We start from the raw sequence: 13,676 nt of genomic DNA, 5'->3' as shown, positions 1-13,676 counted from the left end.
AATTCTTATTACAATTTACAGTAAAAACAGTGTGCAGGAGTAATGAGGGGAGATAGTATGCAGACGTAAAGGTAGGACCAATATTTTATAATTTTCAAATTTTGGAATTTCTTGATTTTCGCTATTTGATAGCCAATGTTTAACAAATTGGGGAATTGTATAATGAAAATCCGGAAATCAAGAAATTCCAAAATCCGAAAATCTTTAAATCAGTTCGATCTGGTTTTTCAGCAGGTCTTCGAGGGTGTCCCGCTTGCGGATCAGGAAGGGCTTGCCGTCTTTGACCATCACTTCTGCCGGTTTCAGGCGGGAGTTGAAGTTGGAAGACATTTCGAAGCCATAGGCGCCTGCGTTGTAGAACACGAGGTAGTCGCCTTCGCGTACTTCATTGATTTTGCGGTCCCAGCCGAAGGTATCGGTTTCGCAGATGTTACCTACCACGGTATAAATGCGTTCGGTGCCTTTCGGGTTGGAGATATTGCGGATCAGGTGGAAGGCGTCGTAGAACATGGGCCTGATCAGGTGGTTAAAGCCGGAGTTAACGCCTACGAATACGTTGGCGGTGGTTTGTTTGATCACGTTGGCTTTTACCACGAAGTACCCGCACTGGCTTACCAGGTATTTTCCTGGTTCGAACCAGAGCTGGAGCGGTTTCTCGTAGTTTTTGGCGAAGTTGTTGAAGGCGTCGCTCAGTTTTTTGCCCAGCAGGTCGATGTCTGTTTCAGGATCTCCCTGTTGGTAGGCCACTTTAAATCCGCTGCCCAGGTCGATGGACTCGAGGTCGGGGAAGTGCTGGGTCATTTCGAACATGATTTCCACGCCGCGGAGGAAAACGTCCACGTCTTTGATTTCGGAGCCGGTATGCATGTGCAGGCCGGTCACTTTCAGTTTGGTGGATTTCACGATCCTTTCGATGTGGCGCATCTGGTGGATGGAGATACCAAATTTGCTGTCGATGTGCCCGGTGGAGATTTTAAAGTTGCCACCCGCCATGATGTGCGGGTTGAGCCGGATGCTGATGGGATAGCTGCCGCCGAATTTGTTGCCAAATTGTTCCAGGATGGAGAGGTTATCGATGTTGATAATCACGCCGAGTTCTTTGGCAGCAATAATTTCCTGCAGGTCAACACAGTTGGGGGTAAAGATGATATTTTTCGGATCGAACCCGGCTTTAAGGCCCAGCTGTACTTCCTGTATGGATACCGTGTCCAGTCCGCAACCAAGGGAGTTAACGTACTTAAGGATGTTGATATTGGTCAATGCCTTACAGGCGTAGAAAAAGCGGGTATTGGCCTTATGGAAGGCTTTCTGAAGCTTTTCGTACTGGGTTTTGATCTTTTCTGCGTGGTATATATATACCGGGGTACCAAATTCATCTGCTATTTTCACGAGGAAGTCGGTAGCAAGAACGTCGCTTTGTTTAGGCATTGATTTACTCCTTGATTTAAGAATGAGGAGGCAAAATTACTACGCAAAACTGAAATATTATAATAGAGCGGGTGAAATCACTCTTCGCCGGTATCGCCCTCCATAAATCCTTCGATGCTTCTCCGGTCTTTTTTGGTGGGACGGCCTATTTTGCTTTGTCTTTTGCCGGTATGGAATACGGCTGCCACGGGTTTGGGAGCGGTTTTGTCCTCTTCCGGGGTGTTGTCCACATAGTATTTAACGGCTTCGCTGTAGGCTACCCGGTTGGCCAGCAGGCCGGTTACCTGTATCACCCATTTGCGGCCTTCTGTTTTGATTTCGAAGGTATCGCCGATAGCCACGGGTTTGGCGGCTTTTACGTTGTTACCGTTCAGCTTCACCTTTCCGCCGTCGCAGGCTTCTGCTGCCTGGCTGCGGGTCTTGAACACGCGGATGGACCAGAGGTATTTATCTACCCGTAATTTTTCGGTGTTACTCATATTATAAAAATTTATAGATTTTCGATTTTTTGATTTGGGAATTTCGGGTCTTTGATTCCCTAAAATTCCAAAATCAAAAAATCGAAAATCAAAAAATTATTTACTCATCTCGGCAAAGTACTGGTGGAAATACGGGATGGTTTCAATGCCTTTGTAGTAGTTGGCCACGCCATATTTCTCGTTGGGAGAGTGGAGGTTATCGCTGTCCAGTCCGAATCCCATGAGTACAGTTTTGAGTCCGAGGGTTTTTTCAAAGAGGGCTACGATCGGAATGCTGCCGCCGCCGCGAACGGGGATGGGCTCTTTGCCGAAAGTGGCCTCTATCGCTTTGTGGGCTGCTTTGTAGGCCACAGAGTCGGTAGGTGTTACATAAGGGCTGCCGCCATGATGTTTGTTCACTTTTACGGTCACGCTCTTCGGTGCGATGGCTTCAAAGTGTTTGGTAAACAGGTCGGAGATCTCGTGCCAGTCCTGGTTGGGAACGAGGCGCATGGAGATCTTCGCAAAGGCTTTGGAGGGCAGTACGGTTTTAGAGCCTTCGCCGGTATAGCCGCCCCAGATGCCGTTTACCTCAAGTGTCGGACGGATGCCGGTCCTTTCGATGGTGGTATAACCTTTTTCGCCCCATACGTCGTTGATACCCAGGTCTTTTTTGTATTCTTCTTCGTCGAACGGAGCGGCGTTGAGGGCTGCTCTTTCTTCGGCGGTCAGTTCCTGTACTTTATCGTAGAAGCCGGGGATGGTGATGTGGTTGTTTTCATCGTGCAGGGAGGCGATCATTTTGGCGAGGATGGTAGCCGGATTGGCTACGGCGCCGCCATAAACGCCGCTGTGCAGGTCGCGGTTAGGGCCGGTCACTTCCACTTCCATGTAGGCGAGGCCGCGGAGGCCTGTGTCGATGGAGGGGCTGTCGAGGCTGATCATAGAGGTATCGGAGATCAGCACCACGTCGGCTTTCAGCTTCTCCTTGTTTTGTTCCAGGAAGATACCGAGGTTGGCGGAGCCCACTTCTTCTTCCCCTTCGATCATAAATTTGATATTGCAGGGGATGGTGTTGGTCCGGTGCATGGTTTCAAAGGCTTTTACATGCATGTAAAACTGTCCTTTGTCGTCCGCGCTGCCGCGGGCGTAGATGTTACCGTCTTTGATCACCGGTTCAAAGGGGCCGCTGTGCCACAGTTCCAGCGGATCTGCAGGCTGTACGTCGTAGTGGCCGTAAACCAGTACGGTAGGCAAAGAAGGATCTATGATCTTTTCACCGTATACGATGGGATGTCCTGCGGTCGGGCATACTTCTACATTGTCCGCGCCGGCTTCCTGCAGGCGTTGCTTTACAGCTTCGGCACATTTTTGTACGTCGCCGTTAAAGCGGGAGTCAGCACTCACAGAGGGAATGCGCAGTAATTCCAGTAATTCTTCCAGGAAACGGTCCTGGTGTTGGGCCTGGTAATCTTTCCAAACTTGCATGATTCAGAAAATTAAGTTCACAATGGGGTGCAAGTTAACGGAAAATCAACATTCGGGAATTTGGGATCCGGAGATTACTGGGGAGCAGGGGTAATAATAAGATATTTAAATATTTTATTATTTTATTATTTAGGAGATCAGTTTTTGCCGAACGAGGAATTCCAGCTTTTCATTGACATCCAGCAGCTTGGCGGTCAACTCCTTATTTTCCTTGCGGAGGGAATACACCTCGTAAGCTTTTTCAATGTTATGTTTGAGTTCTTCTTCGTTCCAGGGTTTGGAGAAGTATTTATACACCTGGCCCTTGTTGATGGCGTCTACCACGGCGTTGATGTCGGCATAGCCGGTAAGCAGCATACGGATGGGCTCGGGGTATTTTTCCAGAATAGATTCAAAAAACTCTATCCCGGTCATTTTGGGCATGCGCTGATCGGAAATAATGATGTGAAATTCGTGTTCTTCCAGCAGTTTCACCGCTTCTTCTGCCGATGTGGCGGTAAAAACGTTGTAAAGTCTCCTGAATGAAGCTTTAAAGGCATTCAGGTTGTGTATTTCATCATCAATATAGAGTATATGGATGTGTTGTGCACTCATTTAAGCAGACTTAGTTCCAAGTTAGTAATAATAAATGAGTTAGAAACAATGAAACCAGTTACGTCGATTTAGTATTAATCCTGCCCCATTCACTTTTTTGGCATTTATCGGCAACACGGCTAACGATAAACGTTACTATAAAGGTACATATAAACATACTGTATTAGTGTGAATTTTTCAAGTATGGATGAACTTTTTTTAAAATTCATCGTTTCCCTAAGCAATAGCGATTTAGTGCATTAGTTTCCATATTTTCGTGTAGGGATGAAAAACGTGCGTTTACCGCGTTTTTTATAGCATTCACCGTGAAAACAACTACTTACACCGGCAGGCCGTGAAACAGGAACATCTTTTGCGTCATGGCAGGCACAAAAACTTTAAATTCTTATTCATGAAAAAAGGGATCATTGTAATCATTGTTATTGTATTACTGGGTATGTTAGGTTGCAATAAGTACAATGGATTGGTTAAACAGGACGAAAATGTGAAGAATAAATGGGGTGTAGTACAGAGTAGCTATCAGCGCAGGGCCGACCTTATTCCTAACCTGGTAAGTACGGTGAAAGGCGCCGCCAACTTTGAAACCACCACGCTCACGCAGGTGATGGAAGCCCGCGCCAGCGCCACACAGATCAAAGTGGACGTAAATGACCTCAGCCCCGAAAAAATCCAGCAATACCAGGCTGCCCAAGGTCAGCTGAGCCAGGCGCTTGGCCGCCTGCTGGCTGTTTCCGAAAGCTATCCTGAACTGAAAGCCAACCAGAACTTCCTCAACCTGCAGGCGCAGCTGGAAGGTACGGAGAACAGGATCAACGTAGCCCGTAATGATTTCAACGATGCTGTTAAAAGCTACAACGGTGACGTACGTTCCTTCCCCGGCAACATCATCGCTGGTATCGGCGGCTTCAAACAAAAAGGCTATTTCGAAGCAGCGGCCGGCTCTGACAAAGCACCCGAGGTTAAATTTTAATATTTAGAAATATTTTAATTTTTTGATTTTTTGATTTGGGGGGTATGCCTCCCCAATCAAAAAATCAAAAAATCGTAAATCTCCAAATAGTATAGCATGCGTCTTTTCCCTTTCAACAAAAAGAAAGAGATTTTTTCCGAAGCGGATAAAAACAAATTGGTGCAGGCTATCCGGGTAGCCGAAAGGCTCACATCCGGTGAGATCCGGTTATTTGTAGAAAACCATTGCAGTTATGTAGATCCCATGGACCGGGCCCGTGAAGCATTTGTGTCGCTCGGTATGGAGAAAACAAAACAACACAATGGCGTATTGGTATATGTGGCCCTGAAAGACCATCAGTTTGCCATCCTCGGCGACCAGGGAATCCATGAGAAAGTAGGCAATGACTTCTGGCAGAAAGAAGCCGTGCTCCTGAAAACACATTTTCAGGCCGACCGTATCATTGAAGGGATCGAAGCATGTATCCGTGAAATCGGTGAATCCCTCCGTACCCACTTTCCGCACGAGAGCGGCGACGCCAACGAGTTACCGGACGATATTGTTTTCAGTATCTAACGGCCACTATTTTAAACGACTTTTAGATAGACGAACATGAGGATATTACGCTGGTTTTTACCTGTATTATTGTTGTTGACGGGATTGCTGGCGAAAGCACAGAATATTCCGCCAAGGCCCAATCCTCCCACTTTAGTGAATGACTTCGCCGGCATCCTGCTGAAAGATGAAGATGAAAGGCTGGAACAAAAGCTGGTAGCCTATGACGACAGTACCTCCACACAAATAGCGATCGTTACCCTTAAATCCATCGGCCCCTACGATATCAGCCAGGTAGCGCTGAAAATTTTAAGAGATTGGGGTATTGGCAGAAAAGGAAAGAACAATGGCATCCTTATTCTTGTTTCCATGGAAGACAGAAAGATAAGGATCGAAACAGGTTATGGCATGGAAGGTGCTGTACCTGATGCGATAGCCAATGAAATTATAGCACAGATCATCAAGCCCGCTTTCCGCGAAGGACAGTACTACCAGGGCCTCGACAAGGCGGTAGACGCTATCATCAAGGCTGCGGCCGGCGAATATAAGGGAGACCCGCGGCGAAGCGAACCCGGTATCAGCCCGGGCGCTATCTTCCTCCTGATCCTGGTGATCGTGATCATCATATCCATCATCAGCCGTGGCGGCGGTGGCGGCGGCGGCACCACCTATAACAGGCGCGGCGGCTGGATATGGCCGGTGATCGGCAGCATGGGCGGCTTCGGACGCGGTGGCGGCGGAGGCTGGTCCGGCGGCGGAGGAGGCGGAGGCTTCGGTGGTTTCGGCGGTGGTTCCGGCGGCGGCGGAGGCGCCAGCGGCAGCTGGTAATACTTTGAAAACCTTTTGAAAAATAACGCTATGTCATTCATGTATGTGTTAAACGGAGATGCTACATTGTCCCTGCTGCGGCAAAGCAAGCTAAAAGGCGGTGTGGTAGTGTGCCGGGAAATGATGAGCGAAGGCAAAGTGAAAATCACCAAAGACGCTGATGTGTTTTTTGAGAGCCGCGCCAAACATCTGGAATTTCACTACGGAATCGATAAACAAACCTATTTTACCAATGTGGTACATGAGCTGGAGAAATTAAAAAACTCCGGCTCATTTGATGAAATCGTACTCTGGTTTGAGGCAGACCTCTTCTGCCAGATCAACCTCCTCTTCATTATCCATTACCTTAAAATCAATCTCGCTACGCTGCCTCCCATCAGCCTGGTAGACCTGCCCCATCATCGCGAAGCGGCGGATTTTCCAAGACTGCTGGAAGAACGGGTATTGCTCGGGCCGGCAGACATACAGCATGCCCTCGACGCCTGGGACGCCTACTGTGCAGACACCCCGCAGGCGCTGGAAACAATCGGCCGCATGCCCGCAGGCAACCTCAAACACCTGCCTGCCGCCATTCTCGCCCACCTCCAGCGGTTCCCGGAAGTAAGCAACGGCATGAACGCCCTCGAAAAATTCTTCCTGCAAAAATTATCCCTCGGCCGCTACCGTAAATATGATCTTTACATTGCCTTCTGGGATGAACTGTGGATCTATGGCTTTGGCGATTTTCAGCTGGACCTGCTCCTGCTGAGGATGCAGCGCGCCGGCGTTATCGAAGAAGATGCGCAGATGGTCGGTATTACCAGCCTGGGCCGGGAAGTGCTGGCTAACGAACAAAATTATCTCGATTATGTCCCCCTGGAGCACCGGTGGCTGGGCGGTGTAAGGATGGCCAGGTCATCCTGGTGGTGGGACCCGGTAAAAGGCAGCATCGTAAAAAAAGCATAAAAGCAAAGAGCGAAGACCAGACGGCCTTCGCTCTTTGCTTTTATATCATATTGTAATGCTAATCTTTGATGACTGCCCGGATAGCATCAGATGCCTTACGCATATAAGCGGCCTGCTCACGCAAACCGTCGCTGTCTTTGCCGGTAACGGTAGTAGCGTCGCCGTCTTTCTTCCGGGCTATCTCCTGTAACCAGTTGCTGATATAAGTGTTCACCTGGCCGTTCTTGAACTGCTCGGTCATCGCCTTTACCTGGTCCACACCATGCTGTACGGCAGCGGTGTTGTTGATTTTGGAAAGGAAACCGAGATAGTCGAACGCAGCATTCAGCTTGTCCTGGCCGGAAGTCTCGTCAAATTTGGCAGCAACGAATGCCACATCTTCGGGATTACCCTGACGGGCATATATCCCTGCAATAGCGCTTACCAGTTTGCCTTTGGTGTCTTTCTCCAGTTGTTTGGCGATACCGTAAGCCTTGCTGAGGTCCAGTTCAGACAAAGCTTCCAGCGCAGCGGCTTCCACGGCGTAGGATTTGTCTTTGGTGGCGGCTTCAAACAGCGCGCTGTACTGTGCGTCTTTCAGGTCGCCCAGTTGTTTGATGGCGGCGGCTTTGGTCAGAGAGCTCGGGTCTTGTTTGGCCAGTTCCATCAATGCCGGTACTGCAGCAGCTTTTACGGCGGGCAGCTTCAGGTTGAGCGAAGAAGCGGCCAGCGTACGAAGCCCGTGATATTTGTCTTTCAGCGCCTGTACCAGCAGTTTCACGGCTTCAGGGTTGCGGCCCTGTTCTTCCACGGCAGCTTCGATAGCTACGCGGCGGTCCAGGTAGTTGGGTGCATGGGCGTATTGGTAGGCAAAAGTGGAGAAGTCGCGGTGGTCGTCTTTTTTGGAAAGGACCACCTTATCGGCGTCTACATTCACCAGGTCGGGTTTGGTGGTGTAAGCAAAAGTGAAGGAATCCACGCGGTTGCTCACCGTTACCTGATGGCGTTCTTTTTTACCACCGCTGTAGATGTCGATGGCCATCGGCAGCTGCCATACCTTGGCGTCTTTCTGGATCTGCTGGATCAGCACTGTCACTTTGTTATTATTGTATTTGTAGCTGATGTCCAGTTCAGGGAAGCCCTGCCCAAAGTACCACTGGTTGAAGAACCAGTTCATATCGCGACCGGTCACTTCTTCGAAGGCGAGGCGCAGCTGGTGGGCTTCGGTAGCTTTGAAAGCATTGTTCTTCAGGTACAGGTTCAGCGACCTGAAGAAAGCGGAATCCCCTACGATGTTACGCAGCATATGCAGGATGCGGCCGCCTTTCTGGTAGGTGATCTGGTCAAACATATCTTCCTTATCGTGATAGTGGAAGCGTACGAGGTGTTTGTCGCCGGAGTACTGCACCATAGAGAGATAAGACATAGCGGCATCGTAGCTGTGTTCATCGGCGGCATCTTTACCGTATTTATGTTCCAGCCAGAGGTATTCGCTGTAGTCGGCGAAGGACTCGTTGACAGTCAGGTTGCTCCAGGATTCAGCCGTGGCCAGGTCGCCAAACCAGTGGTGGAACAGCTCGTGTGCAATAACGCATTCATTGTAGTTGTTGTTGTCGAGCAGTTCGCGGTCCGTTTTCTGCAGGAATTCGCCGTGCAGGGTGGCGGTAGTGTTTTCCATGGCGCCGGAAACGTAGTCACGGCCGGTGATCTGGGAATATTTCACCCAGGGGTAATCGTATCCCAGTATATTGGAGTAAAAAGTGAGCATCTCCGGAGTATTGCCAAAGATGTTCCTGGCGTATTGCTCGTAAGGTTTTTCGAGATAATAGCTGACTTCCCTGCCTTTCCATTTATCTTTTACGATGGCGTATTCACCTACCGCCATCATGAACAGGTAAGGCGAGTGGGGGAGGTCCATCTTCCAGGTGTCAGTACGGGTGCCGTCGGCGTTATTTCTCTGGCTGACCAGTTTACCGTTGGAGAGGGTCACATATTTTTTAGGAACGGTCATGCTGAGTTCCTGTGTGCACTTCTGATTGGTTTTGTCTATCGTGGGAAACCATACAGAGGAGCTTTCTGTTTCCCCCTGTGTCCATATCTGGGTAGGCTTGTTCGGCTCTGTGCCGTCCGGGTTAATGAAATACAGGCCTTTGGCATCGGAGATGGCGGCGCTGCCTTTCACTTTCAGCTCATTGGGCTTGCTGGTATAATTTATATAGACAATGTAAGATTCTTTGGCGGAATAGTCTTTATCCAGTTTGATATGCAGCTGAAGGCTGTCGTAGCTGTAATGCAGCGGCGTGTTTTTCCCGCCTTTTACGATCGCCACTTCATGGATATCCATGCCTTTGGCATCGAGCGTGAGCGAATCGGTGGTGTAAAAATGAGGTTTCAGGGTAATCCAGGCTTTGCCATAGAGGTACCTTTTGGGGTAATCAAACCGTACGTCCAGTTTGGTGTGTACCAGGTCGTTGACCTTGGTGGCTGCCGCTCTGTAGATCTTCAGGGCCGGGTCATCGGAGGCTGCTTGCCCGGATTGGGCCATCAGGGAAGTTGTGACGCCCAGACCGGCCATCCCGCCCATCAGTACACCCAGCAGGGACCGCTTCAAGAGTTGATTCATGTAAAAACTGTTTTAATTAAATATATCAGCTTCTGATTATATAAAGCGTCAAATTTAAACAAATGGCCTTATAATGAGCCAAGTGGTTAAAAATGCTATTTTTGTTAGACCAAGAGGCTAATAAATACAGCAAATTATGATCAAAGCAACAGTTAACGGCAAGTCTGCGTTCAGCATCACCCAGGAATCAACCATTACCTGCAACGGGCAGGCGGTGGACTGGTCGGCGGTACAGGTACCATCAGGTGACTACAGCATCATTATGGACGGTAACAGCTATCAGGCCCAGGTGCTGAAAGTGGACAAAGAGAGCAAAACGGTGACGTTGCAGATTGATCAGCAGCAGTATGAGGTAGCGATTGAAGAACCGATAGATCAGCTGCTGGCGTCGATGGGTATTAAAGACGCCTTGGCCAGGAAAGTAAATGATATCAAAGCCCCCATGCCCGGACTGGTGCTCAAAGTGCTGGTGGCCCCCGGACAGGTGATTCACAAGGGAGATCCGGTATTGATCCTCGAAGCCATGAAAATGGAGAATGTATTCAAGGCTGCTGCAGATGCCGTGGTCAAAGAAATCAAAGTAACAGAGCGCACCGCCGTGGAAAAAGGGGAGGTGCTGATCGTACTGGAATAATATTTGCGTAAGGACAGTTTTATACCAATTTTTAGTATGCTTTTCAAATACAGGACAGTATTATACTTACTGGCATGCTTGTTTTTCTGTGGCCAGGCATGGGCGCAGGGGCAGCAGCATTACGTATATATACAAAGTGAAAAAGGCCAGCCCTTTTATGTGAAGGTGAACGGCCAGGTGCTGAGTTCCACCGAAAGGGGATACATTATCCTTCCCAGGCTGGACGCCGGCACGGTACCGATGTCTATCGGGTATGCCCAGAGCGAAGGCCCTGCACAGGAGCAGAAGTTCTATGTGCGGATCGCCAAAAATGACCAGGGCTTCCTGCTGAAGAAAGGCGCGTTGTACAACCTGCAGACATTCAGGGAAACCAAAGCGGATAACGGCGACGGCAGCGCTGCTACAGCAGCGGCGGAAGAGCCGGCCCCGGAAACCGTGGCGGCCAATGCACCGGAAGATACCGCCCGCAAAGAGATGATGGGCAACCTGCAGAAAGACCTGGAGACTACCTTCGCCCAGAAAGCAACGGTGACAGGCCCCGGCAAGCCATCTTCCCCCAAAGGCGGTAATGCGTTTTCCTCCGCACTCGATAAGGTAGTGGTGTCCGGCGACGACCGGGACGAACCCGTAGAAGTGGCCGCTCCTGAAAAACCGGCGCAGGGTACTGCAGCTCCTGTAGAAGAACCCGAAGTGAAAAAGCCCCGTGGCAAAAAGCATAAAGCTGAACGCGACCCGCTGACCGCAGAGGAACAGGATATATTGAAATCTGTGATGGCGGAAGAAAGTAAAGCCGCCGCCAGCGAGGTTGCTGCAGCAGACCAGCCCAAACAGGAAATGGAAGAGCAGCCAGCGCCCAAAAAGCAGAAGAAACATAGGAAAAGAGAAGGTGAGCCTGATTTCATAGAGTTCCAGGATGGAGCCCAACCTGCGGCTACAGCCCCCGCAGCAGTAGCGGCCGCTCCGGTGGAAGCTGTGGCCCCGGCGGCAGACCTGCCAGCCACGGAAGAGGCACCGGTACGCAGGAAGAAAAAGCGGAAACTGTTTGACGATACCGAGCATCCGAATAATGTTATTACCGATTCCAGCGGCTATGGCCTGGCAATGGACGCGGCTCCTTCCCGGAAAAAGAAGAAGAACGACGAGGCGGTAGCGGAAACAGCAGAAAAGAAAGATGCCGGTACCCGTTTGATCAACACCGATTGTGGTAATATCATGGATGAAGCCACCTTCCGTAAGGTGCTGCGCAAATTTGTGAGCGCCAAATCAGACGACAGCATGATCGACATCTTCCGTAAGTCTACCCGCAACTACTGTCTCGAGACCCAGCAGATCAAATCACTGGCGCTGTTGATGAACAGCGACGAAGCCCGTTACCGTTTGCTGGACATGGCTTACGCCAAGACTTATGACACCGAGAAATACGGTTCCCTGGGATCGTTGCTGACCGAAAGCTATTACAAAGGTCGTTTTAACGCGATGCTGCACAAATAACCCAATAATCAAATATCCAAATATCCAAATAACCTGGCCTTCGGCCGATGAATGAGCGGAGATGACCATCTTCGCTCATTTTTTTTAATTGTATTATTTTCGCCCCCGATGAACAGATATTTTATAGAGGTAGCCTATAAAGGCGCGCAGTACAGCGGGTTCCAGGTGCAGGAGAATGCCCATACCGTGCAGGCCGAGGTGGACAGGGCTTTGAGCCTGTTGCTGCGGGAGAAAGTGGAAAGCACCGGGTCCAGCAGGACAGATGCGGGCGTAAACGCCCGGCAGAATTTCCTGCATTTTGATACAGCGCAGCCGCTGCATCCGCAGTTTCTGTATAAGATCAATGCTATTCTGCCGCCTGATGTGGTGCTGAAGGGAGTGTACCGGGTGCCGGCAGAAGCCAACAGCCGTTTTGCGGCGCTGGGGCGTTCCTATGAATATACGTTGTATACCCGTAAAGATCCGTTTATGCAGGACCGTGGGTATTTCTTCCCCTATAAGCTGGATGTGGACGCGTTGCAGGAAGCAGCCGGTATCATCCGGGAATACAGTGATTTTACGACTTTCTCCAAGCGGAATACGCAGGTAAGGACGTTTATCTGTGCCATTGAGCAGTCTTACTGGACGGTATCAGGAGAACATATCGTCTATAACGTTAGCGCCAACCGTTTCCTGCGGGGGATGGTCCGCGGGCTGGTAGGCACCATGCTGCGGGTGGGGCGCGGGAAGCTGACCATACCGGAGTTCAGGGCGGCGATAGAGAGCAGGGACTGTACCCGGGCGGACTTTGCAGTGCCGCCGCAGGGGTTGTTCCTGATGGAAGTCCGTTACCCGGAAGGGTTGCTGGAGCCGGTGTCTTTCATCCGGTAGATGCTGAAGATATGCAAGAGAAAGGGATTGGTCTGAACGGTCAGTCCCTTTGTTTTTTTCGCAAGGGCTCCTGGTACACTATAGAAGGACTATGTGAAGACGCTGCGCGGTATACTTGTTCACCTCCTTCCTGGCAACGCTGCAGAAGCGCTATGCTAAGATGCTGCACCGCGCAAACATCTGCATTACCGATGCAGAAGGAATCCGGAGCTTTATTGGCGGTGATGATACAACATCGGTACTTATATGCTCCTGCAAAAGGGATTGCTGAATGTACGGCATCAATACCACACGCTCCTGCAAAACGAATAGCAGCAGCGCCTGGCGGTGATGATACGGTGTCAATACCGCACGTTCGGGGGGACTCATGCAGAACACACCATTAGGTGGAGCGCAGACGGCGCGTAGCGGCTGGACTCCCATTTCGAACCGTACTGTACTCACGGGAGGTTGCGGGCGTTTGTCCCGGGATTTGGTGACGCCACAAGGCAATTTTCCGGTAAATAGCATGGTCAATTGCATCGGCGCCGTGTTTTTGTGCAAAAAAATTTAAGGTTGAAATGCTTTATGGTAAAGGATTTTAAGGGTTTGATAAAAAATAGTTCATCAAAAAAGTTGGAAGTAATAAAAATCCGCCTACCTTTGCGCTCCGCTTTGATAGAAAGCACGCACACAAAAGCTCTTCACATACTTCATTTTTACACTTGCCGGATGAGTAACGTATCGTTGCAGATGATGGATGACAGTGCATTTGCGCTGACGCTTCTCCGAAAAGAAAAAATAAAAAATCTTGAAAAAAGATTTGGTGGAAATGAAAAGTTGCTTACCTTTGCA

General features: G+C 49.8%; 13 protein-coding genes (1 of these 13 only partly in view). 8 read left to right on the top strand and 5 right to left on the bottom strand.

Features of this window, described 5'->3' with window-relative positions; translation table 11 throughout:
- Positions 1 to 204 precede the first annotated feature (204 nt).
- The 4 genes from lysA to HF324_RS30910 all read right to left on the bottom strand — a co-directional run bounded on the left by lysA (position 205) and on the right by HF324_RS30910 (position 3,968).
- The gene (lysA, locus tag HF324_RS30925; RefSeq protein WP_168807402.1) at positions 205 to 1,428 is read right to left on the bottom strand and encodes a diaminopimelate decarboxylase; all 1,224 of its coding nucleotides are present in this window, start codon (positions 1,426 to 1,428) and stop codon (positions 205 to 207) included.
- 77 nt (positions 1,429 to 1,505) lie between these two features.
- Complete coding sequence (locus tag HF324_RS30920) at positions 1,506 to 1,907, bottom strand: RNA-binding S4 domain-containing protein (protein ID WP_168807401.1); 402 nt, start codon at positions 1,905 to 1,907, stop codon at positions 1,506 to 1,508.
- A gap of 96 nt (positions 1,908 to 2,003) precedes the next feature.
- Positions 2,004 to 3,374, bottom strand: coding sequence for a dipeptidase (locus tag HF324_RS30915; RefSeq protein WP_168807400.1), 1,371 nt, complete (start codon positions 3,372 to 3,374; stop codon positions 2,004 to 2,006).
- 129 nt (positions 3,375 to 3,503) lie between these two features.
- On the bottom strand, positions 3,504 to 3,968 hold the full coding sequence (locus HF324_RS30910) for a response regulator (RefSeq protein ID WP_168861574.1): 465 nt from the start codon (positions 3,966 to 3,968) through the stop codon (positions 3,504 to 3,506).
- Between the two features lie 391 nt (positions 3,969 to 4,359).
- On the opposite strand from HF324_RS30910, the gene HF324_RS30905 reads away from it, so the two are divergent.
- The 4 genes from HF324_RS30905 (at position 4,360) to HF324_RS30890 (ending at position 7,245) form a co-directional block, all read left to right on the top strand.
- Positions 4,360 to 4,938 (top strand): LemA family protein, encoded by a 579-nt coding sequence (locus tag HF324_RS30905; RefSeq protein ID WP_168807398.1) that lies wholly within the window; start codon positions 4,360 to 4,362, stop codon positions 4,936 to 4,938.
- Between the two features lie 96 nt (positions 4,939 to 5,034).
- Entirely contained in the window at positions 5,035 to 5,493 is a 459-nt protein-coding gene (locus HF324_RS30900; RefSeq protein WP_168807397.1) for a TPM domain-containing protein, read from the top strand.
- Between the two features lie 36 nt (positions 5,494 to 5,529).
- Positions 5,530 to 6,300: a TPM domain-containing protein gene (locus HF324_RS30895; protein WP_168807396.1), complete on the top strand. Its 771-nt coding sequence runs from the start codon at positions 5,530 to 5,532 to the stop codon at positions 6,298 to 6,300.
- 30 nt (positions 6,301 to 6,330) lie between these two features.
- A complete protein-coding gene (locus HF324_RS30890; RefSeq protein WP_168807395.1) occupies positions 6,331 to 7,245 on the top strand; it encodes a hypothetical protein in 915 nt (304 codons plus the stop codon).
- A 58-nt stretch (positions 7,246 to 7,303) separates the two neighbouring features.
- Here HF324_RS30890 and HF324_RS30885 read toward each other — a convergent pair whose 3' ends face one another.
- A complete protein-coding gene (locus tag HF324_RS30885; RefSeq protein ID WP_168861573.1) occupies positions 7,304 to 9,847 on the bottom strand; it encodes a M1 family metallopeptidase in 2,544 nt (847 codons plus the stop codon).
- 136 nt (positions 9,848 to 9,983) lie between these two features.
- On the opposite strand from HF324_RS30885, the gene HF324_RS30880 reads away from it, so the two are divergent.
- The 4 genes from HF324_RS30880 to HF324_RS30865 form a co-directional block, all read left to right on the top strand.
- Positions 9,984 to 10,481, top strand: coding sequence for a biotin/lipoyl-containing protein (locus tag HF324_RS30880; protein ID WP_168807391.1), 498 nt, complete (start codon positions 9,984 to 9,986; stop codon positions 10,479 to 10,481).
- 78 nt (positions 10,482 to 10,559) lie between these two features.
- Positions 10,560 to 11,972, top strand: a complete 1,413-nt coding sequence (locus HF324_RS30875) for a proline and serine-rich protein 1 family protein (RefSeq protein ID WP_168861572.1) — start codon at positions 10,560 to 10,562, stop codon at positions 11,970 to 11,972.
- A gap of 108 nt (positions 11,973 to 12,080) precedes the next feature.
- A complete protein-coding gene (gene truA, locus HF324_RS30870; RefSeq protein WP_168807387.1) occupies positions 12,081 to 12,842 on the top strand; it encodes a tRNA pseudouridine(38-40) synthase TruA in 762 nt (253 codons plus the stop codon).
- A 567-nt stretch (positions 12,843 to 13,409) separates the two neighbouring features.
- Positions 13,410 to 13,676, top strand: the 5' portion of a protein-coding gene (locus HF324_RS30865; protein ID WP_168807385.1) for a hypothetical protein. It continues 54 nt past the right edge of the window; only the first 267 of its 321 coding nucleotides appear in the window; its start codon is at positions 13,410 to 13,412; its stop codon lies off the right edge, out of view.

This window comes from Chitinophaga oryzae, assembly GCF_012516375.2.
Lineage (GTDB): Bacteria > Bacteroidota > Bacteroidia > Chitinophagales > Chitinophagaceae > Chitinophaga > Chitinophaga oryzae.
The sequence above is the reverse complement of the archived record's forward strand: the minus strand, read 5'-3'. Positions and strand labels throughout refer to the sequence as shown.